Annotated in this window: 21 protein-coding genes and 1 tRNA gene; 8 read left to right on the top strand and 14 right to left on the bottom strand. The window is 66.8% G+C overall.

All coding sequences use genetic code 11. The features are described from left to right. Positions 1-286: 286 nt before the first annotated feature. On the top strand, positions 287-1,597 hold the full coding sequence (locus tag JMF86_RS04535; protein ID WP_054927495.1) for an MFS transporter: 1,311 nt from the start codon (positions 287-289) through the stop codon (positions 1,595-1,597). 102 nt (positions 1,598-1,699) lie between these two features. After that, positions 1,700-1,879, top strand: coding sequence for a hypothetical protein (locus tag JMF86_RS04530; protein ID WP_006486620.1), 180 nt, complete (start codon positions 1,700-1,702; stop codon positions 1,877-1,879). A gap of 19 nt (positions 1,880-1,898) precedes the next feature. Here the strand turns inward: JMF86_RS04530 and waaC are convergent, their stop codons facing one another. Then, positions 1,899-2,897, bottom strand: coding sequence for a lipopolysaccharide heptosyltransferase I (gene waaC / locus JMF86_RS04525; protein ID WP_054927494.1), 999 nt, complete (start codon positions 2,895-2,897; stop codon positions 1,899-1,901). Between the two features lie 190 nt (positions 2,898-3,087). Here waaC and JMF86_RS04520 point away from each other — a divergent pair, with 190 nt between their 5' ends. Next, positions 3,088-4,644, top strand: coding sequence for a chloride channel protein (locus tag JMF86_RS04520; RefSeq protein ID WP_054927493.1), 1,557 nt, complete (start codon positions 3,088-3,090; stop codon positions 4,642-4,644). A 116-nt stretch (positions 4,645-4,760) separates the two neighbouring features. Here JMF86_RS04520 and JMF86_RS04515 read toward each other — a convergent pair whose 3' ends face one another. From JMF86_RS04515 to JMF86_RS04495, 5 genes are all read right to left on the bottom strand, one after another. Then, positions 4,761-5,162, bottom strand: a complete 402-nt coding sequence (locus JMF86_RS04515) for a YXWGXW repeat-containing protein (protein ID WP_054927492.1) — start codon at positions 5,160-5,162, stop codon at positions 4,761-4,763. A 161-nt stretch (positions 5,163-5,323) separates the two neighbouring features. Then, positions 5,324-5,578 (bottom strand): cell division topological specificity factor MinE, encoded by a 255-nt coding sequence (gene minE, locus JMF86_RS04510; RefSeq protein ID WP_006476634.1) that lies wholly within the window; start codon positions 5,576-5,578, stop codon positions 5,324-5,326. Positions 5,579-5,590: 12 nt separating this feature from the next. After that, a complete protein-coding gene (gene minD, locus JMF86_RS04505; protein ID WP_006476635.1) occupies positions 5,591-6,406 on the bottom strand; it encodes a septum site-determining protein MinD in 816 nt (271 codons plus the stop codon). Positions 6,407-6,465: 59 nt separating this feature from the next. Next, positions 6,466-7,251 (bottom strand): septum site-determining protein MinC, encoded by a 786-nt coding sequence (minC, locus tag JMF86_RS04500; RefSeq protein WP_011544839.1) that lies wholly within the window; start codon positions 7,249-7,251, stop codon positions 6,466-6,468. Between the two features lie 172 nt (positions 7,252-7,423). Next, the gene (locus JMF86_RS04495) at positions 7,424-8,047 is read right to left on the bottom strand and encodes a GNAT family N-acetyltransferase (RefSeq protein ID WP_227745866.1); all 624 of its coding nucleotides are present in this window, start codon (positions 8,045-8,047) and stop codon (positions 7,424-7,426) included. Between the two features lie 555 nt (positions 8,048-8,602). On the opposite strand from JMF86_RS04495, the gene JMF86_RS04490 reads away from it, so the two are divergent. Then, on the top strand, positions 8,603-9,763 hold the full coding sequence (locus JMF86_RS04490) for an alkane 1-monooxygenase (RefSeq protein WP_054927491.1): 1,161 nt from the start codon (positions 8,603-8,605) through the stop codon (positions 9,761-9,763). Positions 9,764-10,030: 267 nt separating this feature from the next. Here JMF86_RS04490 and JMF86_RS04485 read toward each other — a convergent pair. Together JMF86_RS04485 and serS are read right to left on the bottom strand one after the other, a co-directional pair. Beyond that, positions 10,031-10,121, bottom strand: a tRNA-Ser gene (locus JMF86_RS04485). Between the two features lie 117 nt (positions 10,122-10,238). Then, complete coding sequence (gene serS / locus JMF86_RS04480; protein WP_012328090.1) at positions 10,239-11,540, bottom strand: serine--tRNA ligase; 1,302 nt, start codon at positions 11,538-11,540, stop codon at positions 10,239-10,241. Between the two features lie 248 nt (positions 11,541-11,788). On the opposite strand from serS, the gene JMF86_RS04475 reads away from it, so the two are divergent. Next, positions 11,789-12,058 carry a DUF2164 domain-containing protein gene (locus JMF86_RS04475; protein ID WP_006476640.1) on the top strand — a complete coding sequence of 90 codons (270 nt, stop codon included), beginning with the start codon at positions 11,789-11,791 and terminating at the stop codon, positions 12,056-12,058. Between the two features lie 43 nt (positions 12,059-12,101). Here JMF86_RS04475 and JMF86_RS04470 read toward each other — a convergent pair whose 3' ends face one another. From JMF86_RS04470 to JMF86_RS04460, 3 genes are all read right to left on the bottom strand, one after another. Next, positions 12,102-13,412 carry a replication-associated recombination protein A gene (locus JMF86_RS04470; RefSeq protein WP_012328088.1) on the bottom strand — a complete coding sequence of 437 codons (1,311 nt, stop codon included), beginning with the start codon at positions 13,410-13,412 and terminating at the stop codon, positions 12,102-12,104. A gap of 231 nt (positions 13,413-13,643) precedes the next feature. Continuing rightward, entirely contained in the window at positions 13,644-14,333 is a 690-nt protein-coding gene (gene lolA, locus JMF86_RS04465) for an outer membrane lipoprotein chaperone LolA (protein ID WP_023475207.1), read from the bottom strand. Between the two features lie 46 nt (positions 14,334-14,379). Beyond that, on the bottom strand, positions 14,380-16,689 hold the full coding sequence (locus JMF86_RS04460) for a DNA translocase FtsK (protein WP_012328086.1): 2,310 nt from the start codon (positions 16,687-16,689) through the stop codon (positions 14,380-14,382). Between the two features lie 387 nt (positions 16,690-17,076). Here JMF86_RS04460 and trxB point away from each other — a divergent pair, with 387 nt between their 5' ends. The 3 genes from trxB (at position 17,077) to JMF86_RS04445 (ending at position 19,565) form a co-directional block, all read left to right on the top strand. Beyond that, the gene (gene trxB, locus JMF86_RS04455) at positions 17,077-18,039 is read left to right on the top strand and encodes a thioredoxin-disulfide reductase (RefSeq protein WP_006476644.1); all 963 of its coding nucleotides are present in this window, start codon (positions 17,077-17,079) and stop codon (positions 18,037-18,039) included. 136 nt (positions 18,040-18,175) lie between these two features. Beyond that, complete coding sequence (locus JMF86_RS04450; protein ID WP_011544830.1) at positions 18,176-18,955, top strand: Smr/MutS family protein; 780 nt, start codon at positions 18,176-18,178, stop codon at positions 18,953-18,955. Next, the gene (locus JMF86_RS04445) at positions 18,942-19,565 is read left to right on the top strand and encodes a trimeric intracellular cation channel family protein (RefSeq protein WP_011544829.1); all 624 of its coding nucleotides are present in this window, start codon (positions 18,942-18,944) and stop codon (positions 19,563-19,565) included. The genes JMF86_RS04450 and JMF86_RS04445 overlap by 14 nt, the downstream gene beginning before the upstream one ends. 97 nt (positions 19,566-19,662) lie before the next feature. Here the strand turns inward: JMF86_RS04445 and JMF86_RS04440 are convergent, their stop codons facing one another. The 3 genes from JMF86_RS04440 to JMF86_RS04430 form a co-directional block, all read right to left on the bottom strand. Next, complete coding sequence (locus JMF86_RS04440; protein ID WP_006476647.1) at positions 19,663-20,781, bottom strand: ABC transporter ATP-binding protein; 1,119 nt, start codon at positions 20,779-20,781, stop codon at positions 19,663-19,665. 112 nt (positions 20,782-20,893) lie between these two features. Next, the gene (locus tag JMF86_RS04435) at positions 20,894-21,751 is read right to left on the bottom strand and encodes a carbohydrate ABC transporter permease (protein ID WP_006476648.1); all 858 of its coding nucleotides are present in this window, start codon (positions 21,749-21,751) and stop codon (positions 20,894-20,896) included. Further along, on the bottom strand, positions 21,741-22,679 hold the full coding sequence (locus JMF86_RS04430; protein ID WP_011544827.1) for a carbohydrate ABC transporter permease: 939 nt from the start codon (positions 22,677-22,679) through the stop codon (positions 21,741-21,743). The genes JMF86_RS04435 and JMF86_RS04430 overlap by 11 nt, the downstream gene beginning before the upstream one ends. Positions 22,680-22,793 lie beyond the last annotated feature (114 nt).

Below are 22,793 nucleotides of genomic sequence, written 5' to 3'. Positions count from 1 at the left end.
GCCGGTGAGCGGCGGCGCTGGCTATAATTTTCCGCACTCGCGTGGCCATCACGCCGCGCATGCGTTCGCACGCCCCACCCGGCAAGCGAGCCGACCACGCCGGCACCGGGCGGCGGCGACCTACCCGTCTCCATCGTCGACCGGCGGGTGACGTCCGCGCGACGGCGCGCGTCCACGCCGCCACCGCGTCATCCGCATCACTCATTTGCCCGGCCGCTCCCGGCAGGCCGTCGCCTGCCCGAGCGTACGCTCGGCCGAGCACCCCAACGACAAAACGGAGACATCCATGTCCGCATCCCCCCCGGCCGTTGCACACGCAACCGGTTCGGCCGGCGCCGTCAGCCACCGGCGCATCGTGTTCGCGAGCTTCATCGGCACCGCGATCGAGTTCTACGATTTCTACGTGTACGCGACGGCCGCCGCGCTCGTCATCGGCCCCGTATTCTTCCCGCACGGCTCAGCAACGGCGCAAGCGCTGTCGGCGTTCGTCACGTTCGGCATCGCCTTCATCGCGCGCCCGATCGGCTCGTTCCTGTTCGGGCACTTCGGCGACCGCATCGGCCGCAAGTCGACGCTCGTCGCCTCGCTGCTCGTGATGGGCGTGTCCACCACCGCGATCGGCTTCGTGCCCGGCTACGACACGATCGGCGCGCTCGCGCCGGTGCTGCTGTGCGTGCTGCGCTTCGGGCAGGGGATCGGCCTCGGCGGCGAATGGGGCGGCGCGGCGCTGCTCGCGACCGAGCATGCGCCGCAGGGCAAGCGCGGCTGGTTCGGGATGTTCCCGCAACTGGGGCCGTCGGTCGGCTTCCTGATGTCGAACGGCCTGTTCTTCGCGCTCGCGCTGTCGCTGTCCGACGACCAGTTCCGCAGCTGGGGCTGGCGCATCCCGTTTCTCGTCAGCGCGGTACTCGTCGCGCTCGGCCTGTACGTGCGGCTCAAGATCACCGAAACGCCCGCGTTCCAGGCGGCCCTCGACCGCAACGAGCGCGTGCGCGTGCCGGTCGCGACACTCGTCACGCAGCACTGGCGGCCGACGCTGCTCGGCGCGCTCGCGATGGTCGTCTGCTACACGCTGTTCTACATCTCGACGGTGTTCTCGCTGTCGTATGGCGTGTCGGCGCTGCATATTCCGCGCCAGAGCTTCCTCGGCCTGCTGTGTTTCGCGGTCGTCTTCATGGGGCTCGCGACGCCGCTGTCCGCATGGGCGTCGGACCGCTTCGGGCGCAAGCCGGTGCTGGTCGTCGGCGCGATCGCCGCGCTGTTGTCGGGGTTCGCGATGGAACCGCTGCTCGGCAGCGGATCGATGCCGCTCGTCGCGCTGTTCCTGACGATCGAGCTGTTCCTGATGGGGGTGACGTTCGCCCCGATGGGCGCGCTGCTGCCGGAATTGTTCCCGACCAACGTCCGCTATACGGGCGCGGGCGTCGCGTACAACCTCGGCGGGATTCTCGGTGCGTCGATCGCACCGTATATCGCGCAACTGCTGGCCGCGCGCGGCGGACTGTCGTGGGTCGGCGGCTATGTATCGGTGGCGGCGGCGATCAGCCTGATCGGTGTCCTGCTGATGCGCGAAACGCGCGACGCGTCGCTCGTCTGACCCTCCGGGGCGACCCGGGTTGCAGGGCGGCGGGCGATGCCTATACTCGATCCTGGGCGTGTCGTCGCGCGCCCGGTCCCGCCCCGACAAGGAGCCGCCGCGATGAATATCCGCCTCGCCAATGCCGACCTCGTCCTGATCCTCGCGCTCGCACTGGGCGGCGCGCTACTGCTCGCGCTGCGGTTCCGGCCGAAGACCTGGCGCGGCCTCGTGTTCGAGGCGCTGCTGGCGAACCTGGCGGCCATCGCCGCCGTCGTCACGGTCGAGGCGTTGCTCGCGTGATCGCGGCCGCCGCGCCGCGTCAGGCGGTCAGCCGCGCGCGCAACGCGCCATAGGCGGGGCAGACCGCATCGATCGCGCCCAGCGCCTCGTCGACGGTCGGCATCGCGCCCGGCTCGCCGATCGACAGCGCATGCGGCGCGCCGCCGATGCCGCAATGGTGGCGCGACGTCGCGACGAAAATCATCACGGTCGGCCGCTGCAGTGCGTGCGCCATGTGCACGAACCCGGTATCGACGCCCACCACGAGCGCGGCCCGGCCAAGCGCCGCACCGAGTTCACGCACCGTCATCGCCGGTAACACGATCGCCCCCGGCGCACGCGCGGCGATATCCCGCGCGTCGTCATGCTCGGCCGCCGATCCCCACGGCAGCAGCACGCGCACGCCGCGCGCCATCATCTCCGTGGCAAGCGCGGCCCAGTGCTCGGCCGGCCATTTCTTGTCGGGATTGGACGTCGCGTGGAACAGCAGCATGAACGGCCCGCCGTCGGTCACGGCGGCCGGCAGGTTCGCATCCTGCGGCGCGACGATGCCGTGCATGGCGGGCCCTTCCGGCACGTAGCCGAGCGCTTCGCCGGCACTCACGCGCATTCCGTGCCATGCGTCGCAGTCCGGCCGCGGGCCGAAACGGTGCGAATACGCGAAGCGCGCGCCCGTTTCGCCGAGATCCTGCGTCTGGTAGCCGAAGCGACGCGCGCCACGCGCCAGCGACGAAATGATCGCGCTCTTGTACACGCCGTGCAGATCGATGACCGCGTCGTAGCGGTGCGCACGCAACGCGCCGATCGAGGCCGAGATCGCCTTCAGGTCGCCGGCATTGCGCAGTTTCTTGAAGCGGCGCAGCGGCGCGCCCAGGACGGCGCTCACACCCGGATGCCAGCGTACGACCTCCGCGCACGATTCGTCGACGGCCCAGTCGACCGTCACGCCGGGGAACGCGCGATGCAGGTCGGCGACGACGGGCAGCGTCTGGACGACGTCGCCGAGCGACGTCACTTTCACGATAAGGATGCGTTTCACGATTTGCGGGATTCTTGACTGGCCACCTTGGCATGCTAACGAGGTTGCTGTGCGCAGAAATTACGCCAACATTACATTTGCAACAAATTGCATCTCTTTGTGGATTTTTGTCGCTCACTAAGAACGTTTGACGCCCCCGCTGGCATCCCGTTCTTTTTATAATCCACTCTTTGCCCTCCGGCCCGAGCCAATGCCGCGCCCTGCCCTTCCCGCGCTGTTTCCCGCCCTCACCCGCCGCTCGCTGCGAATCTGGCGCCAATACGGAGTTTTCTGGCTCGGTGCGATCGTCGTCGGCCTCGCGGCCGTACTCTACGCCCGGTTGATCGACTGGGGTTACGAGACTTTCCGCGCGATGCGCGATCACGCCGTCTGGCTGCCGCTGCTGCTGACCCCGGCGATCGCCGCGTTGTCGGCATGGACGACACGTCGCTTTTTCCGCGGCGCCGAGGGCAGCGGCATCCCGCAGGTGATCGCGACGCTGCATGCCAGCCCGAGCGCATTCGGCGCCCGGCTGCTGACGCTGCGCATTCTGTTCGGCAAGGTGCTGATCTCGTTCCTCGGCATCCTCGGCGGCTTCACGATCGGCCGCGAAGGGCCGACCGTGCAGGTCGGTGCGGCGCTGATGTTCAACCTGCGACGCTTCTACCCGCGCTCGAACGCGCAGATCGAACGCCAGCTCGTGCTGGCCGGCGCGGCGGCCGGGCTGTCGGCCGCATTCAACACGCCGCTCGCGGGCATCGTGTTCGCGATCGAGGAACTGACCCGCAGCTTCTCCGCGCGCGCCAGCGGCGTGCTGATCACCGCGATCATCCTCGCCGGCGTTGTCGCGCTCGGGCTGAACGGCAACTACACGTATTTCGGCACGATCAACGCCGGGCTCCATTTCCCGAAGCTGCTGGCGGTCGCGGTGCTGGTCACCGCGATCGTGACGGGCATCGCGGGCGGCCTGTTCTGCTGGTTGCTGCTGAATACGGGGCGCTGGCTGCCCGCGCAACTGCTGGGCCTGTATCGCGAGCGGCCGGTCGCGTTCGCCGCGCTGTGCGGCTTCACGATCGCCGTCGTCGGGCTCGTGTCCGGCGGCACGACGTTCGGCAGCGGCTATGCGGAGGCGCGCGGCCTGCTCGACGGCAGTCAGCAGTTGTCGGTGTTCTATCCGCTCCTGAAGATGGTATCGATGGTCGCGTCGTACCTGCCGGGCATCCCGGGCGGGATCTTCGCGCCGTCGCTGTCGATCGGCGCCGGCTTCGGCAACGTGCTGCATGCCGTGTTCAGCGACATGAGCCTGCCGATGCTGATCGCGCTCGCGATGGTCGGCTATCTGGCCGCCGTCACGCAGGCGCCGATCACGTCGTTCGTGATCGTGATGGAAATGATCAACGGTCATGCGCTCGTGATTTCGCTGATGGCGACCGCGCTGGTATCGAGCCGGGTATCGCGCTTTTTCGCGCCGCCGCTCTACGAAACGCTCGCGCAGCGCTATCTCGCGCCGCCCGTCGCGGCCGCCGCGCCGGCCGCGGCAACCGCAGCGGCCGCGGCGGACAACATGACCGGCGTGACCGAACCCCAGGATGCAACCGCGGCCCCCGCCGATCCGCTCGACACGCTGCGCGACGAAAGCGGTAACGAGCCGGCCGCTGCGGCGGCGGCCGACAGCGCCGCGGACACGGCGACGACGCACGATGCCGGGCCGGCCGCGACCGACGCAAACGGCCCGGCGCAACAGCACGGCCCGCGCGACGCTCAGTAGATCACGACGGGCGCCGGCCGGTAGTAGACCGGCCGCGCCGGCACGACGATGCATCCGGCCAGCGTGATCGCGACGAGCGCGATGGCGATTGCGGTTCTTTTCATCGCGCGTCTGCCTCAAGCCCAGTGGCCGCGCGTCCAGAACCAGTTCGGACCGCGCTGGTCCCACTGCCCCGGCACCCATTGCATGCCGACGCGCTCGGTTTCCCAGTGGCCGCCGATCCATACGTAGCGGCCATGGTCCCAGTGCCAGTGCCCGCGCTCCCATACGTAGCCCACGCGCGTGGCCGGCACGACTTCATAGCGTACCGGCGGCGGCGCATTCGGCGCGACGACGACGATTTCCTCGGTGCGCACGGCGACCGGCTCCGCGATGACCATGCGCCCCTGCGGCGCGATCACGGGCGTGCCGACGAGAATCTCGTCCGCATGCGCGGCGAACGGTGCGACGACGGCCGACAGGCCCGCGGCCAACAGCGCGAGCGAAACGATGCGACGTGAAACGGGAGAGACAGCCATCACAACCTCCTGGTTGAACAAATGACGCGAGCGTATTCGTTCAATGCGGGAGAGTCGATTGCGGCCGACAGGCGCCGTGTTACGGCGTGCCCGAAAGTGCAACAGGGCGTAAGACGCGCACGGCGGCGGGTGCCGCCGTGCGGAGGGACACGCGCCAAGCGTCAGGCTTGCGGAATCTCGATCTTCACTTCGAGGACTTCGAGATCGTCCTGGCGCTCGAGGCTCACGCGGATGTCATCGTCCGAAATATGAACGTACTTCGAGATGACCGCGACGAGCTCTTTCTGCAGCGCCGGCAGGTAATCGGCCGGCGGCCGGCCGCCGACCCGCTCGTGCGCGATGATGAGCTGCAGGCGCTCCTTCGCGACCGATGCGGACTTCTTCTTCTCGCCGAGGAGAAACGAAAGGATGGACATGGGCGGCCTCCGTTACTTGCTGCCGAAGAGGCGCTGCAGCAGGCCCGGCTTCTGGTAATCGGTGAAGCGCAGCGGCTTGTCCTCGCCGAGGAAACGGGCGACGACGTCCTTGTACGCTTCCGCGACGTCCGTGCCGTCGATATGCACGGCCGGCAAACCCTGGTTCGACGCGTGCAGCACGGCTTCCGATTCGGGCACCACGCCGATCAGCTTGATGCGCAGGATCTCGCTGATGTCCTCGAGCGACAGCATCTCGCCTTCGCTCACGCGCTTCGGGCTGTAACGCGTGATCAGCAGGTGTTCCTTGATCGGCTCCTTGCCTTCGGTCGCGCGCTTCGTCTTCGACGACAGGATGCCGAGAATGCGGTCCGAGTCGCGCACCGACGATACTTCCGGGTTCGTGACGATCAGCGCTTCATCCGCGAAGTACATCGCGTGCAGCGCGCCGGCTTCGATACCGGCCGGCGAATCGCAGACGATGTATTCGAAGTCCATCGCGACGAGATCGTTCAGCACCTTCTCGACGCCGTCGCGCGTCAGCGCATCCTTGTCGCGCGTCTGCGACGCCGGCAGGATGAACAGGTTCTCGCACTTCTTGTCCTTGATCAGCGCCTGGTTCAGGTTCGCTTCGCCCTGGATCACGTTCACGAGGTCATACACGACGCGACGCTCGCAGCCCATGATGAGATCGAGGTTGCGCAGGCCGACGTCGAAGTCGATCACGGCCGTCTTGTGGCCGCGCAGCGCGAGACCCGACGCGAAGCTCGCGCTCGTCGTCGTCTTGCCCACGCCGCCCTTGCCCGAGGTCACCACGATGATTTTTGCCATTTACCCAATACCCTGTGTTCGTCAATGAGAGCCGATCGATCCGGAGCGCACCGCGTGAATTACGTCAGGCGCAGCGGTTCGATCATCAGTTTTTCCTCTTCGAGCCGGATCTGTACCGATTTGCCCAGTACGTCGGCGGGCAGCGGGTTCTCGGTCGTTCGATAGATACCCGCGATCGAAATCAGTTCCGGTTCGAGACACGTGCAGAAAATGCGCGCGTCGTGATTGCCGTGCACGCCCGCGAGGGCGCGGCCGCGCAGCGGCGCGTAGATGTGGATATTGCCTTCCGCGATGATTTCCGCGCCGTGACTGACCGGCGCGAGCACCACGAGGTCTCCTTTCGCGTAAATCTGCTGCCCCGAACGCAATGGCCGGTCGATCACCAGCGTCTGGCCGCCGGCCTGCACGAGCGTCGGCGCGGGCTCCGACGGCTGTTCGGGCGCCGCTGCGGCTGCCGGAGCGGCGGCGGTCTCGACGGCTGGCACGGCCGCCGGTTCCGCTTCGTCGGCAGGTTTCGCGGCCGGCGCGCGGCGATCGCGCGCCTCCAGCAACGGCAGGCCGGCTTCCCCCGCCCAGCCCTGCGTTGCCAGCGCGACGACGCCCACCGGACGCATCCGCACGTCGTTCAGCATCTGGCGGATGTCCGCGAGCGCGACGCGTTCGCCGTCAGCCAGGCGGCGGACGTCGATCGCGACGACATCGTCGGCGAAAAACTCGGGAGTCGCTTCGAAGCGCTTGACCAGTTCGGCACGCAACGCATCGAGATCGGTCGTCTTCACGGTGAACAGCAACGTATCGACCGATCCGCTGCGCAGCTCGAAGAATGGCGATTTTTTAAGCGACATGGACACTCTGCAAAAATTTTTTGCGTATTTTACAGGCGTCCACGCGTGCGGCCATTATTTTTGGGACTCGGGGTTGCTGCGGCCCGGGCGGACGCGCAACCGGCAGGCGGGCGGGCCGGCGGGCGATCGGGCTTTCATCGCGCCGCGCGGGGCTGGGGATGTCGAGGCCGCGTCAGTGCTTCACCTGCGACACGAACAGCGATTTCATCGCGCCGGGCATCCGCGCGATCGGCGCATGTTCGCCGGTGTTGCCGAAACCCGCGCGCTCGTAGAAGCGGACCGCGTTGCGGTTCGCGTCGGCGATCCACGCGTAAACGTCGGTGGCGCCGCGCTCGGCGAGCCATGCGGTAGCCGTCTCCAGCAGCAGCACGCCACCGCGCAGATGACGCACCGCATGCGCGACCCACAGTTCGCTGACGAACGCGCGCCGATCGGGCGTGTTGTCGAAATACGCGCCGATCATGCCGGCCGGATGGCCTTCGGTGTACAGCAGGAAAGTCGTCGACTCGTCGGACACGGCGCGCTGCGCGGCGATCGCCGACGCTGCGTCCGCTTCGACGGTCAGCAATTCGGCCTCCGGCGCTTCGCCGGGCGCGTAGGGCTCACGCAGCGATGCAGCGCGGAGTTCGCGATACACGCCGCCCTGATCGGCAGCGATACGACGAACGGTCAAGGTCGAACTCATGCAGGCACAGCCCCCTTCGGACAGCAAGCTATTAGCTTCAACCGAAAGCGGGGCATGAGTCAAATCGTAATTTTCAAACGCTGGCGCGGATCGAAAGGCGGCGGATGTCATCAGCGGCGACACACGTCGATCAGTGTGCAGTTGCAGCATCGGTGTGCGGACGCTGGCTGCCGGAGGGTGAACATGCGGCCGTCATCGGACGGATCGTCTCGTTCTCCTTGCGATGCGCGGCCATCAGGTTTTGAGCCGCATAACATTGCGTCGCTGCGACCGTAATGCTCCGTAATATAAGCCAACAAAAAACACGCCGCGCCCATACTTCACCGGCCGCTTTATTGCGATGCAACATTTGTTGCAGCCCCTTCACACCGGCGTGGGTCGCCGCACGTCGAGCCATTCGTCCGACAAACGACGCACCCGCCTGCGCGCCAATCCGCGTCGGCCGCATGTTTCAATCAGCGCGCGTCGGTCCGCAGCGGCCCGCATTGCGCGCGGCCCGTCGTTTGGAGCGCCAAGCCTAGCGCCGGAGTTTGGCAAGCGCGCGCACCGGTCGTATAACAGGCAGAACCGGACGACGATCCGGTGCCACCGCGCGCGTCGCGGACCACGAGGATTCGAACAAACTTGCATGCGGCCGCCCGCGGGCCGGCCGACTGGAGGGAGACAATGGCAATGACCAATGCACCGGCTTCGGGCTGGTCGGATGGCAAGCGTTATCTGTGGCTGCTCGGCGCGCTGACGATCACGCTGCCGATCCTCGCCGCACAGCTCGCGCTGTCGACGGGCCTTCACGTGTTCTGGTGGTTCGGCCCGCTGTTCGCGTTCGGCGTGATCCCGATCCTCGACACGCTGATCGGCGACGATCGCGACAATCCGCCCGAAGCCGTCGTGCCGCACCTCGAACGCGAACGCTATTACCGGTACATCGTTTATCTCGCGACTTTCGTCGAATACGTCGCGTTCTTCATGTGCGTGTGGATCGTCGGCACGCATGCGCTCGCGTGGTACGACTACGTCGGCTTCGCGCTGTCGCTCGGCGCCGCGACGGGCATCTCGATCAATACCGCGCACGAGCTCGGGCACAAGACCGACCGCTTCGAACGCTGGCTCGCGAAGATCACGCTGGCGCCGGTCGCGTACGGCCACTTCTACGTCGAGCACAATCGCGGCCATCACGTGCGCGTCGCGACCGCCGAGGACCCGGCAAGCGCGCGCTACGGCGAATCGTTCTGGGCGTTCCTGCCACGCACGGTGATCGGCAGCATCCGCTCCGCGTGGCGGCTCGAAAAGGCCCGCCTCGAGCGGCTCGGGCATTCGCCGTGGACCTGGCGCAACGAAGTGCTGCATGCGTGGGCGATGACTGCCGTCGTATGGGGCCTCGCGATCGCGCTGGCCGGCAAGGTCGTGATCCCGTTCCTCGTGATCCAGGCCGTCTACGGCGCGTCGCTGCTCGAGGTGGTGAACTACGTCGAGCACTACGGGCTCGGCCGTCGCAAGCTGCCGAGCGGCCGCTACGAACGCTGCACGCCGCAGCATTCGTGGAACAGCAATCACGTCGTCACGAACCTGTTCCTGTACCAGTTGCAGCGACACGCCGACCATCACGCGAATCCGACACGCTCTTACCAGGCGCTGCGCCACTTCGACGATGCGCCGCAATTGCCGGCCGGCTACGCAACGATGATCCTGTTCGCGTACGTGCCGCCGCTCTGGTATCGCGTGATGAATCCACGCGTCGTCGCGCACTATCGCGGCGACATGGCGCAGTCGAACATCAAGCCGTCGATCCGCGACAAGGTGCTGGCGCAATATCCAGCTGCGGCGTGATGGTTCGGTGAGGGCTGCGTAGAAGCTGGTGGACGCCGCTTGAAACGGTCGACGCACCGGCTTCCGGTTTGGCACGCGTGCGCGGTGCGGCAGCCATGCGACAACTGTCAGGAGTTCCGCCGGCCAGTTCGTCACGGGACGATGGTGTTCATCATGTAGCCACGCTGCATCGAAGATGCAACACGATCTGTGCGACACGATCCGTGCGCGTCGGCGACCCAAAACGAAAAACCCCTTGATCCTTCCGGATCAAGGGGCTTCGTATTTTGGCGGAGAGGGTGGGATTCGAACCCACGGTACGGGGAAACCGTACGCCTGATTTCGAGTCAGGTACATTCGACCACTCTGCCACCTCTCCTTCCTTACTGCATTTCGCGGCTGGTCGTTTCCGCGAGAAAAAGATTATAAGACGATCGCTTCGCGGCTGACAAGCCCTTTCTGCAAATTTTTTTGCGAGGGCTTCGGCAGGCTCGCGTTAGGACGCCTGTGCCGGCGCGTCGATCCGCTCCATGCCGCCCATGTACGGACGCAGCACTTCCGGCACCGTGACCGAGCCGTCCGCGTTCTGGTAGTTCTCCAGCACCGCGACGAGCGTGCGGCCGACCGCGAGACCCGAACCGTTCAGCGTATGCACGAGCTCCGGCTTGCCCTGCGCGTTGCGGAAGCGCGCCTGCATCCGGCGCGCCTGGAACGCCTCGGTGTTCGAGCAGCTCGAGATCTCGCGATAGGTGTTCTGCGCGGGCAGCCACACCTCGAGGTCGAACGTCTTCGCGGCCGAAAAGCCCATGTCGCCCGTGCACAGCGTGATCACGCGGTACGGCAGGCCGAGCTTCTGCAGGATCGCTTCCGCGTGGCCGACCATCTCGTCGAGTGCCGCGTACGACGTTTCCGGCGCGACGACCTGCACCATCTCGACCTTGTCGAACTGGTGCTGACGGATCATCCCGCGCGTGTCGCGGCCGTACGAACCGGCTTCCGAGCGGAAGCACGGGGAATGCGCGGTGAGCTTGATCGGCAGCGCGGCGCCGTCGACGATCGACTCGCGCACGGTGTTCGTCAGCGAAATCTCGGACGTGGAGATCAGGTATTGCGTGACCGTGTTTTCCGCGCCGCCCTTCTCGACGCGGAACATGTCGTCCGCGAACTTCGGCAACTGGCCCGTGCCGTACAGGATCTCCGGGTTCACGATGTACGGCGTGTACGTTTCGGTATAGCCGTGCTGCTGCGTGTGCGTGTCGATCATGAACTGCGCGAGGGCGCGGTGCAGGCGTGCGATCGGGCCGCGCAGCATCGTGAAGCGCGCGCCGGCGAGCTTCGCGCCCGTCTCGAAATCGAGGCCGAGCGGCGTACCGACGTCGACGTGATCCTTCACCTCGAAGTCGAACTGGCGCGGCGTGCCCCAGCGGCGCGCCTCGACGTTGTCGGCTTCGTCCTTGCCGACCGGCACGCTCTCGTGCGCGACGTTCGGCATGCCCAGCATCAGGTCGGACAGGCGCGCCTGGATCTCGCCGAGCTTGGCTTCCGACGCCTTCATGTCGTCGCCGATCCCGCCGACCTCGGCCATCACGGCCGACGTGTCCTCGCCCTTGCCCTTCATCGCGCCGATCTGCTTCGACAGGCTGTTGCGGCGCGCCTGGAGCTCTTCGGTGTGGGTCTGGATCGCGCGGCGTTCCGCTTCGAGTGCGGAGAACGCGGCGACGTCGAGGGTGTAGCCGCGATCGGCGAGGCGCTTGGCGACGCCGTCGAGGTCTTTGCGCAGCAACTGGATGTCGAGCATGGGAGGACTTGGAAAATCGTTGTGTAAGACGGGAATTCTAACGCACCGCGCGCCCGCCACGGCACCGGCCGGATGGACAACGCCGCAAATGGGCGACCATGGCAGTATCGCATTGCCGGTACGCCGCATCGGCGGTCGGCGAATTGCCGCGCGCCTCGCCATGACGGATCACGACACGACCGCGCCGGCTGGCGGCAACCGAATCAGGCGGAGCGCCAGTTCCGCGTCACGGCACACCTGGGAATCCGATGACCATCGAACTCGACAAGGATGTACGCGACCGCGCGATCGCGTCGCTGCAACGCTATTTCACGGAAAACATGGACGAGCCGATCGGCAACATCCAGGCCGGCGCACTGCTGCATTTCTTCATTCAGGAAGTCGCGCCGGCGATCTACAACCTCGCGGTCGCCGACGCGCAGGAACGCCTGCATGCGCGGGTGGCCGAACTCGACATCGAATGCCACGAAGAGCCGTTCGAATACTGGAAGAAACAGCAACCGGCCCGCAAGCGCTGACGCCTGAGCGGCGACGCAAGTCGAACCGGCCCGCGCGGCGCCGTCAGTCCTTCTTGCCGGCCTCGCGATCGAGCTCGCGCAGCCAGGCAAGCTTCTCGGCGATCTTCGATTCGAGCCCGCGCGGCACCGGCTGGTACCAGCGCGGCTCGCGCATCCCGTCCGGCAGGTACGTCTCGCCGGCCGCGTACGCATTCGGCTCGTCGTGCGCGTAACGATAGGCATGACCGTAGCCGAGCTCCTTCATCAGCTTGGTCGGCGCGTTGCGCAGATGCACGGGCACCTCGCGCGACTTGTCCTGCTTCACGAACGCCATCGCCTGGTTGAACGCGTTGTAGCCGGCGTTGCTCTTCGCCGCGCATGCGAGATAGATCACGGCCTGTCCGAGCGCGAGTTCGCCTTCCGGCGAGCCGAGCCGCTCGTAGGTTTCGGCCGCGTCGTTGGCCACCTGCAACGCGCGCGGGTCGGCCAGACCGATGTCTTCCCACGCCATCCGCACGATGCGCCGCGCGAGATACTTCGGGTCGGCGCCGCCGTCGATCATCCGGCAGAACCAGTACAGCGCGCCGTCCGGGCTCGAGCCGCGCACCGACTTGTGCAGCGCCGAAATCTGGTCGTAGAAGTTGTCGCCGCCCTTGTCGAAGCGCCGCGCGTTCAGCGTCATCGCATTGCTGACGAAATCGGCATCGATGGTCGCGACGCCGGCCGACGTCGCCGCCGTCTGCGCCTGTTCGAGCAGGTTCAGGAAGCGGCGCGCGTCGCCGTCCGCGTAGCCGACGAGCGTATCGATCGCCTTGTCGTCGAACGCGAGGCCGTCGAGCGCGATTTCCTGCGCGCGCTTCAGCAACTGGCGCATCTCGTCGTCGTTCAGCGACTTCAGCACGTACACCTGCGCCCGCGACAGCAATGCCGAATTGACCTCGAAACTCGGGTTTTCGGTCGTCGCGCCGATGAAGGTCACGAGGCCCGATTCGACGAACGGCAGCAGCGCATCCTGCTGCCCCTTGTTGAAGCGGTGGATCTCGTCGACGAACAGGATCGTGTGGCGACCGGTGCGGTTCAGCGTGTCCTTCGCCTGCTCCATCGACTCGCGGATGTCCTTCACGCCGCCGAGCACCGCGGACAGCGCGATGAACTCGCAATCGAACGCGAGCGCGGTGAGCCGCGCGAGCGTCGTCTTGCCGACGCCGGGCGGCCCCCACAGGATCATTGAATGCGGCTTGCCCGATTCGAACGCGAGCCGCAGCGGCTTGCCTTCGCCCAGCAAATGCGTCTGGCCGATCACCTCGGCGAGCGTTTTCGGCCGCAGCGCCTCGGCGAGCGGGCGGCGCGGCTCGACTTGAAACAGGTCGGACATGAACCCTCGCTCCACATCAAACGGTCGCGGCCGAACCGGCCGCCGGACCCGACATTATGACAGCCGCGCGAGCGCGCCGCCGGGCTCGGGGGTGCAGTGCTCACGCCCAATACCCGTGTCCGGCGCCCGCGCCGGCACCCGCGTCTGGTACCCGTGTCTGGCACCCGCTCTCAAAACAACACGGGCCTGCCGTCGCCGGCAGGCCCGTGTCGGGAAAACGTGCAACGGAGATCAGCCGTTGATCACGTCCGCGCCCTTCGGCACGACGAACTTGAACGTATCGCCCTTCAGCGGCGGGTTCGTCTGGATGTTCGTGAAGGTCAGCAGCGTGACGTTGCCGAACACGTCGTGCAGCTCCATCGCGGCGAGCGTGCCGTTGCGGAAGCCGATGCCGATCCGCTGGAACTGCGTGTCCTGCGCCTTCGGCAGCATCTCGAGCCAGTCGATGCCGCCCTTCTCGCCCGCATCGCGCAACGTGTAGTTCTTGTCGAGATCGTTGCTGCCGAACAGGATCGCGGCCGGGCTCGCGCCCAGTGCGCCGTTCAGCTTGCGCTCGGTGACCTGGTTCAGGTCGCGGTCGTACACGTAGAGCTTGTCGCCGTCGGCCTGCAGCACCTGCTGGTAAGGCTTCTGGTACGTCCAGATGAACTTGCCGGGCCGCGCGAACACGAACGTGCCGCTCGAATTGTCGGTGGGCTTCGGCGCGGCCTGCGCGGCGCTCGCGCCCTTGGCCGGCGCCTTGACGATCTGCTGCGTGAAATCGCCCTTCGCCGAACGCACTTGCGACACGAAGGCCTTCAGTTGCTCGGTGCCGCCCGCGAACGCGTGCGTCGCCGCGAGCATCAGCGACGCGCCGGCGAGCGCCGCGCCGAGCCAGCGCCGCGTCGAACGAAGGGATGGGACGAACGAAAGTTGCTGCATATTGCGGTTTTCTCCCTGGGTGGCCGGCGCTGCGGGCGCCGCGGACTCATTCCGCGTCGCGCGCCGGCACAAGAATTTCGCGGTTGCCGCTCGACGACATCGCCGACACGAGCCCCGACTGCTCCATCTGCTCGAGCAGCCGCGCCGCACGGTTATAGCCGATCCGCAGATGGCGCTGCACGAGCGAGATCGACGCGCGGCGGTTCTTGATGACGATCTCGACCGCCTGGTCGTACAGCGGATCAGACTCGCCGCCGCCTTCGCCGGTTCCCGCGCCGGCCGAGCCCTCGTCGCCGTCGGCGGTGCCGCCTTCGAGCAGGCCCTCGACGTAGTTCGGCTCGCCCTGCTCCTTGAGCTTCTCGACGACGCGATGCACCTCGTCGTCGGCGACGAACGCGCCGTGCACGCGCACCGGCAGCCCCGAGCCCGGCGGCAGGTAGAGCATGTCGCCCATCCCGAGCAGCGATTCGGCGCCCATCTGGTCGAGAATCGTGCGCGAGTCGATCTTCGACGACACCTGGAACGCGATCCGCGTCGGCACGTTCGCCTTGATCAGGCCGGTGATCACGTCGACCGACGGGCGCTGCGTCGCGAGAATCAGGTGGATGCCGGCCGCGCGCGCCTTCTGCGCGATCCGCGCGATCAGCTCCTCGACCTTCTTGCCGACGACCATCATCAGGTCGGCCAGCTCGTCGATCACGACGACGATGTTCGGCAGGCGGCCGAGCGGCTCCGGATCGTCCGGCGTCAGGCTGAACGGGTTCGGGATCTTCTCCTCGCGCTTCGCCGCCTCGTCGATCTTGTTGTTGTAGCCCGCGAGGTTGCGCACGCCGAGCTTGCTCATCAGCTTGTAGCGGCGCTCCATCTCCGCGACCGTCCAGTTCAGCGCATGACCGGCCTGGCGCATGTCGGTGACGACCGGGCACAGCAGGTGCGGAATGCCTTCGTAGACGCTCATTTCGAGCATCTTCGGATCGATCAGGATCAGGCGCACCTGCTCGGCGGTGGCCTTGTACAGCAGCGACAGGATCATCGCGTTGATCCCGACCGACTTGCCCGAGCCGGTCGTACCGGCCACCAGCAGGTGCGGCATCTTCGCGAGATCCGCGCACACCGGCTTGCCGCCGATGTCCTTGCCGAGGCTCAGCGTCAGTGCCGACGATGCGGCCGCATACACCTCGGAGCCGATGATCTCGGACAGGTGCACCGTCTGGCGGCGCTGGTTCGGCAGCTCGAGCGCCATGTAGTTCTTGCCGGGGATCGTCTCGACCACGCGGATCGACACGAGCGACAGCGAGCGCGCGAGATCCTTCGCGAGATTGACGATCTGGCTGCCCTTCACGCCGGTGGCCGGCTCGATCTCGTAGCGCGTGACGACCGGGCCCGGATACGCGGCGACGACGCTCGCCTCGACGCCGAAGTCCTTCAGCTTCTTCTCGATCAGGCGCGACGTGAATTCGAGCGTATCGGCGGAAATCGCTTCCTGCGTCTTCGGCGCGGGGTCGAGCAGCGACACCGGCGGCAGCGTCGAATCGCCCGGCAGGTCGGTGAAGAGCGGCACCTGGCGCTCGCGCTCGACGCGCTCGGACTTCGCCGGTGTGACGACCGGCGGCACGATCGTCACCGGCTCGTGATCCTCGATGCGCACGCGCTCCTCTTCGACCTTGCCTTCGCGGCGCACCGCCGCGGCCTCGCCGAGCTTGCGGTCGCGCTCGGCCTCGCGGCGCAGCTTCGCGACGTTGACGGCGGACAGGATCGCGCCGCCGACGCGCTCGGCGACCGACAGCCACGAGAAGCGGAAATACAGCGACAGGCCTATCGCGAGCGCGATCAGCAGCAGCAGCGTGCCGCCCGTGAAGCCGAACGCATGCGACATCGCGCCCGCGACGGCCTCGCCGACGACGCCGCCCGGCGCACGCGGCAACTGCACCTTCAGCGACCACATGCGCAGCGCCTCGATGCCGTCACAGGCGAGCACGACCAGCACGAACGCAAAGATTTCGGTGAGCCAGCCGATCGGCCGCTCCGGTTCGTCGGGAATCGCCTCGTGGCGCGTGATGCGGCGGTAATTGACGGCGATGCGCCGCCCGAGCGGCACGATCAGCCAGTAGGCCGACAGGCCGAACAGCAGCAGGATGATGTCGGCCGTCCACGCGCCCACGCGGCCGGCCCAGTTCGAGATGTGATCGACCTGGGCGGCGTGCGTCCAGCTCGGATCGCGCCGGCTGTAGCTCAGCAGGGCCATCACCAGAAAGGCGCAGAGCGCGACCTGGAGAATCCAGCGGATCTCCGTGAGGAGCTTCGACATCCGGTGCGGCAACGCCTGTGCCGGGGCGGAATAAGGAGCTTTTGCCATGAATCCGTATAAAGAGGACGGGCCGTGCGCCCGCCTGTCGTTCGATCGCGCTTATTGTAAACGCTGCACCGCGCCGCCAAGTGTAAATGACGGTTACATAACGGGGACGGGGCGCCGAACTGGCGCCGCCGGCCACCACAAGCCGGCCGGATAGCCTATACCCGCGGCAACGCGCGTCGTCACCCGGCAGCCTGCCGCCCGGCGCGCTGGCCCGTACGGACGGCACGCCCCGAGACGCTATCGGCGCGATTGAAACTCTCGTTCGGCAGCGCAGCAACGGGGCCTTTATAATGCGCGTCTGATACCCATCTATGACGGCATCCCGGTCACCCCGGATCGCACGGCGAGCCCTACCCCGCCCGCCGGCCGCCTTTTACGGATTCGCACATGTCCACGCCCAAACACGCCAAAGTCCTGATTCTCGGTTCCGGCCCCGCCGGCTACACGGCCGCCGTCTACGCGGCACGCGCCAACCTGTCCCCGGTGCTGATCACCGGCATCGCGCAGGGCGGCCAGCTGATGACCACGACCGACGTCGAAAACTGGCCGGCTGACGCGAAAGGCGTGCAAGGTCCGGAGTTGATGGCGCGCTTCCAGGAGCACGCGGAGCGCTTCAACACCGAAATCGTCTTCGACCACATCCACACCGCGAAACTGCACGAGCAGCCGATTCGCCTGATCGGCGACTCGGGCGAATACACGTGCGATTCGCTGATCATCGCGACCGGCGCGTCCGCGCAGTATCTCGGCCTGCCGTCCGAGGAAGCGTTCATGGGCAAGGGCGTGTCGGCCTGCGCGACCTGCGACGGCTTCTTCTATCGCAACCAGGAAGTCGCGGTGATCGGCGGCGGCAACACGGCCGTCGAGGAAGCGCTCTACCTGACCGGCATAGCGAAGAAGGTCACCGTGATCCACCGCCGCGACAAGTTCCGCGCGGAGCCGATCCTGATCGACCGCCTGCTGGAGAAGCAAAAGGAAGGCGTCGTCGACATCAAGTGGGATCACGTGCTCGACGAGGTGACGGGCGAGGAGTCCGGCGTCACGGGCCTGCGCATCAAGAACGTGAAGACCGGCGCGACGGAAGACCTGCTCGTACAGGGCGTGTTCGTCGCGATCGGCCACAAGCCGAACACCGACCTGTTCCAGGGCCAGCTCGAGATGAAGGACGGCTACATCCTGACGAAGAGCGGCCTGCAAGGCAACGCGACGTCGACGAGCGTGCCGGGCGTGTTCGCCGCGGGCGACGTGCAGGACAACGTGTACCGCCAGGCGATCACCAGCGCGGGCACCGGCTGCATGGCCGCACTCGACGCGCAGCGTTACCTCGAAAGCCTGCACGACAAGAAGTAAGCCGGAAGCCTTTTCGCGGCCGGCGCTACAATGGCGTCCGCTGCCGCGAAGCAGGCTCGACCGGAAAGCCGCTGCCGCCGCGCAGCGGCTTTTTTTGTGCCCGCGCGCCCGAACGCGCCTGCCCCGTTACCGAATCATGGCGAAGAACCAGCCCCATCCGAGCGATCCCGCGAAGCGGAAGATCGCTGCCCGTCCCGTGACCCCGGCGCCCGAGGCGCCGCCGCCCGTGCCCGACGCGGCCGCGTTGCGCGGCCAGGGCCTCGCGGGCCTCGGCGCGTTGCGCAAGTCGCTGCAAGGCGAAGCCGATCGTCGCGAACGCGCGCGCATCGAAACCGCGCAGGCCGAGCGCAAGGCGGAAGCCGACGCGAACCTGTTCCGCAACGAAATCGGCACGATCCGGCCGCTGAACGCGCCGCCGCGCGCGTCGTCGGGCCGCATGCCGCCCGACCCGGTGCCGAAACAGACGCAGCGCGACGAGGAAGCCGTGCTGAACGCGACGCTGTCCGACGAATTCGATCCCGAGACGCTGCTCGACAGCGACGACTCGCTGTATTACCACCGCCCCGGCATCAGCCGCGACGTCGTGCGCAAGCTGCGTAGCGGCGCGTGGATCGTGCAGGCGCAGATCGACCTGCACGGCATGCGGCGCGACGAAGCGCGCGATGCGCTCGCCGAATTCATCCGCGAAGCCGGCAAGAAAGGGCTGCGCTGCCTGCGCGTGATTCACGGCAAGGGGCTCGGCTCGATCGGCAAGGAACCGGTGCTGAAGGGCAAGGTGCGCGCGTGGCTCGTGCAGAAGGAAGAAGTGATCGCGTTCTGCGAGGCGCGCGGCCACGACGGCGGCGCGGGCGCGGTGCTCGTGCTGCTGCAGCCGCACGCGGCGCCGGCCGACCGGGGGCCGCGTGCCGCATCCTAGGCTGACGCTCGCGATCGCGATACTGGAGGCGATCGCCACGCTGGCCTTCGCGATTTCGGGGTTCATCGAGGCGCGCAAGAACCGCCTCGACTCGGTCGGCACGTTCGTCGTCGCGCTCGCGACCGCCTTCGGCGGCGGCACGCTGCGCGACATCCTGCTCGAGCGCCGGCCGTTCTACTGGGTCGTGCACGACGACTACGTGATCGCGATCTTCGTGCTCGCGCTGTTCGCGCCGTTCGTGCTGCGGATGCTGTCGCGGCTGTCGGCCGAACGGCTGCTGCTGATCGCCGATGCGATCGGGCTCGGCATCTTCAGCATCTCGGGCACGTCGATCGCGCTCGACGCCGAGATGCCGCGCTTCATCGCGGTGATGATGGGCGTGATCACCGGCGTGGTCGGCGGGATCGTCCGCGACGTGCTGTGCAACGACATCCCGCTGATCCTGCGCGATTCGCGGCCGTACGCGACCTGCGCGTTCGTCGGCTGCTGGTTCTACCTGCTGCTTGTGTGGCTGCAGTTCGACTCGGTGTACAGCGTGCTGCTCGCCACCGGCTTCATCCTCGTCGCGCGGCTCGCGACGTTCAAGTTCGACGTGCGGTTGCCGCATTGACCGGCGCATCCGCGCGCGCGTCAGCCGCATCGCAAAACGAAAAAGGGGCCGTTCATCGAAACGGCCCCTTTGTCTTTCATTCAGCGCAAGCGTCGCGTCACGCGATCCGCTCTTCCGACGCCGGATCGAACAGCACGGCCTTCGACACGTCGAACAGCAGCGACTGCGTCTGCCCCGGCTGCGGGTTCGCGGCCGGATGCACGCGGCTCACGATCCGCTTGCCGTTCACCTGCGCGAACACGTGCGTGTCCGGCCCGGTCGGCTCGGTCACGTCGACGCGCACGTCGATCGGCTGCAGGTTCGACGCCTCGCCGTTGTGCGCGTTGCGTGCGTCGGTGATGCGCTCCGGACGCAGGCCCAGGATCACCTCGCGGCCGACGTGCGACTTCAGCTTCGCCGCGTCGAACGGCAGGATCAGCGCGCTGCGCGCGAGGCCCGTGTCGATCTCGAGCGCGATTCCGCCGCCCTGCTCGACCAGCTTGCCGTTGATGAAGTTCATCGGCGGCGCGCCGATGAAGCCCGCGACGAACAGGTTCGACGGCGAATCGTAGATGTCCTGCGGCGCGCCGAACTGCTGGACCACGCCGTCCTTCATCACCGCGATCCGGTCGCCGAGCGTCATCGCCTCGATCTGGTCGTGCGTCACGTAGACGATCGTCGTGCCGAGACGCTGGTGCAGCAGCTTGATTTCCGCGCGCATCTCGATGCGCAGCTTCGCGTCGAGGTTCGACAGCGGTTCGTCGAACAGGAACAGCGACGGATCGCGTGCGAGCGCGCGGCCCATCGCGACGCGCTGCCGCTGGCCGCCCGACAGCTGGCCCGGCTTGCGGTCGAGCAGGTGCTGGATCTGCAGCATCGCCGACACGCGGTCGACGATCTGCTGCTGCTCGCTCTTCGGCACCTTGCGGATGTTCAGCCCGAACGAGATGTTCTCGCGCACCGTCATCGACGGATACAGCGCGTACGACTGAAACACCATCGCGATGTCGCGATCCTTGGGCGACAGGTCGTTGACGACCTTGCCGTCGATGCAGATCTCGCCGCTCGTGACCGTCTCGAGCCCGGCGATCATGTTGAGCAGCGTCGATTTCCCGCAGCCCGAGCCGCCGACCAGGATCAGGAACTGTCCGTCCTCGATCTCGATGTCGACACCCTTCAGGACCGGCACCCCGTTCGGGTAGGTCTTGTACACGTCACGGATGGAAAGGCTTGCCATGCTGTGAATCCTCTGTCTCGTCTCGCGCGGCGCACTCGGGCGCCGCGTCGGGTTCGTTTCGATGCGCCGCGCGTGGTGCGCGGCCGGTTCGTCGTATCGGATGAAGCCGCGCTTACCCCTTCACCGCGCCTGCCGTCAGCCCGCGCACGAAGTAGCGGCCGGCGACGATGTAGACGAGCAGCGTCGGCAGCGCGGCAATGATCGCGCCGGCCATGTCGACGTTGTATTCCTTCACGCCCGTCGACGTGTTGACGAGGTTGTTCAGCGCGACCGTGATCGGCATCGAGTCGACGCCGGAGAACACGATCCCGAACAGGAAGTCGTTCCAGATCTGCGTGAATTGCCAGATCAGGCACACCATGAAGATCGGCAGCGACACCGGCAGCAGGATCTTCGTGAAGATCGTGAAGAAGCCCGCGCCGTCGATGCGCGCGGCCTTCACGAGTTCGGCCGGCACGCTCACGTAGAAGTTGCGGAAGAACATCGTCGTGAACGCGATCCCGTACACGACGTGCACGAACACGAGGCCCGGAATCGTGTTGGCGAGGCCGAGCATCCCCTGCAGGCGCGCCATCGGCAGCAGGATCACCTGGAACGGGATGAAGCAGCCGACCAGCATCATCGTGAACAGCGCGTCCGCGCCGCGAAAGCGCCAGTGCGTGAGCACGTAGCCGTTGAACGCGCCGATCAGCGACGAGATCAACACGGCCGGAATCACCATCTGCAGCGAGTTCAGGAAGAACGGCTTCATCCCGTCGCAGCGCACGCCGGTACAGGCGCCGCTCCAGGCCTTCACCCACGGATCGACGGTCCACGAGGTGGGCGGCGTCAGCAGGTTGCCGGTGCGCAACTGGTCGAGGTCCTTGAACGACGTCGACAGCATCACGTAGATCGGGAACAGGAAATACAGCGCGAACAGGATCAGTGCCGCATAGATCACTGCCCGGCTGATCGTCATCTTAGGCTGCATTGCGGGTGCTCCTCGATTCCATATACATCAGCGGCACCAGCACCGCGACCACGGTCGCGAGCATCATCACCGAGGACGCCGCGCCGAGCCCGAGCTGGCCGCGGTTGAACGAAAACGTGTACATGAACATGGCCGGCAACGACGACGACGTGCCCGGGCCGCCCGCAGTCAGCGCGACGACGAGGTCGAAGGTCTTGATCGTGATGTGGCAGAGGATCAGCAGCACCGAGAAGAACACCGGGCGCATGCTCGGGATCACGATCTTGCGGTAGATGGTCGGCAGCGTCGCGCCGTCGACCTGCGCGGCCTTGAAGATCTCGCCGTCGACACCGCGCAGCCCCGCGAGGAACAGCGCCATCACGAAGCCGGTCGATTGCCACACGGCCGCGATCACCACGCAGAAGATCGCCTTGTCCGGATCGTCGAGCCAGCCGAACGAGAAGCTCGTCCAGCCCCAGTCGTGCATCACCTTCTCGAGGCCGAGGCCCGGGTTCAGAATCCATTGCCACGCGGTGCCGGTGACGATGAACGACAGCGCCATCGGGTACAGGAAGATCGCGCGCAGCGCGCCTTCGTTGCGAATCCGCTGGTCGAGCAGGATCGCGAGGAACAGCCCGAGGCCGACGCAGATCGCGATGAACGGAATCCCGAACCAGCCGAGGTTCGCGGCGGAGGTCCACCACACGTCGTTCTGGAACAGGTCCGTGTAACGGCCGAAGCCGTCGAATTCGTAGTTGGGCAACAGCCGCGAGCGGGTCAGCGACAGATAGCCGGTAATCAGGATGAAGCCGTAGATGAACACCACGGCGATCGCGACGCTCGGCGCGAGCACGAGCTTCGGGATCCAGCGATCGGCGAAGGCCGACATCGGCGACGTACGCCGTGCGGCGGCAGCGCCGGATCCGTTTCCGCTAAGAGGGGCAGCCACTTGATTCGACTCCTGGAACGAGGGCGACGCAGGCCGGGCCGGCGCCGGGTACGGCACGGGCCCGCGGGCGAGCCCGTTTGCTGCACATGCAAAAACGCCCGGCCGATGAAGCGT

Origin of the sequence: Burkholderia sp. E168m15 (assembly GCF_016586105.1) — a bacterium.
Classification (GTDB): Bacteria; Pseudomonadota; Gammaproteobacteria; order Burkholderiales; family Burkholderiaceae; genus Burkholderia; species Burkholderia orbicola.
Note: the sequence above shows the minus strand (reverse complement) of the source record. Positions and strands in the feature narration are given on the sequence as shown.

What these genes read in the sequence shown, in the direction of transcription:
- JMF86_RS04535 (WP_054927495.1), top strand. Translation starts at nt 287, where the DNA reads ATGTCCGCATCCCCCCCGGCCGTTGCACACGCAACCGGTTCGGCCGGC.
- JMF86_RS04530 (WP_006486620.1), top strand. Translation starts at nt 1,700, where the DNA reads ATGAATATCCGCCTCGCCAATGCCGACCTCGTCCTGATCCTCGCGCTC.
- JMF86_RS04520 (WP_054927493.1), top strand. Translation starts at nt 3,088, where the DNA reads ATGCCGCGCCCTGCCCTTCCCGCGCTGTTTCCCGCCCTCACCCGCCGC.
- JMF86_RS04515 (WP_054927492.1), bottom strand. Translation starts at nt 5,162, where the DNA reads ATGGCTGTCTCTCCCGTTTCACGTCGCATCGTTTCGCTCGCGCTGTTG.
- minE (WP_006476634.1), bottom strand. Translation starts at nt 5,578, where the DNA reads ATGTCCATCCTTTCGTTTCTCCTCGGCGAGAAGAAGAAGTCCGCATCG.
- minD (WP_006476635.1), bottom strand. Translation starts at nt 6,406, where the DNA reads ATGGCAAAAATCATCGTGGTGACCTCGGGCAAGGGCGGCGTGGGCAAG.
- minC (WP_011544839.1), bottom strand. Translation starts at nt 7,251, where the DNA reads ATGTCGCTTAAAAAATCGCCATTCTTCGAGCTGCGCAGCGGATCGGTC.
- JMF86_RS04495 (WP_227745866.1), bottom strand. Translation starts at nt 8,047, where the DNA reads ATGACATCCGCCGCCTTTCGATCCGCGCCAGCGTTTGAAAATTACGAT.
- JMF86_RS04490 (WP_054927491.1), top strand. Translation starts at nt 8,603, where the DNA reads ATGGCAATGACCAATGCACCGGCTTCGGGCTGGTCGGATGGCAAGCGT.
- serS (WP_012328090.1), bottom strand. Translation starts at nt 11,540, where the DNA reads ATGCTCGACATCCAGTTGCTGCGCAAAGACCTCGACGGCGTCGCCAAG.
- JMF86_RS04475 (WP_006476640.1), top strand. Translation starts at nt 11,789, where the DNA reads ATGACCATCGAACTCGACAAGGATGTACGCGACCGCGCGATCGCGTCG.
- JMF86_RS04470 (WP_012328088.1), bottom strand. Translation starts at nt 13,412, where the DNA reads ATGTCCGACCTGTTTCAAGTCGAGCCGCGCCGCCCGCTCGCCGAGGCG.
- lolA (WP_023475207.1), bottom strand. Translation starts at nt 14,333, where the DNA reads ATGCAGCAACTTTCGTTCGTCCCATCCCTTCGTTCGACGCGGCGCTGG.
- JMF86_RS04460 (WP_012328086.1), bottom strand. Translation starts at nt 16,689, where the DNA reads ATGGCAAAAGCTCCTTATTCCGCCCCGGCACAGGCGTTGCCGCACCGG.
- trxB (WP_006476644.1), top strand. Translation starts at nt 17,077, where the DNA reads ATGTCCACGCCCAAACACGCCAAAGTCCTGATTCTCGGTTCCGGCCCC.
- JMF86_RS04450 (WP_011544830.1), top strand. Translation starts at nt 18,176, where the DNA reads ATGGCGAAGAACCAGCCCCATCCGAGCGATCCCGCGAAGCGGAAGATC.
- JMF86_RS04440 (WP_006476647.1), bottom strand. Translation starts at nt 20,781, where the DNA reads ATGGCAAGCCTTTCCATCCGTGACGTGTACAAGACCTACCCGAACGGG.
- JMF86_RS04435 (WP_006476648.1), bottom strand. Translation starts at nt 21,751, where the DNA reads ATGCAGCCTAAGATGACGATCAGCCGGGCAGTGATCTATGCGGCACTG.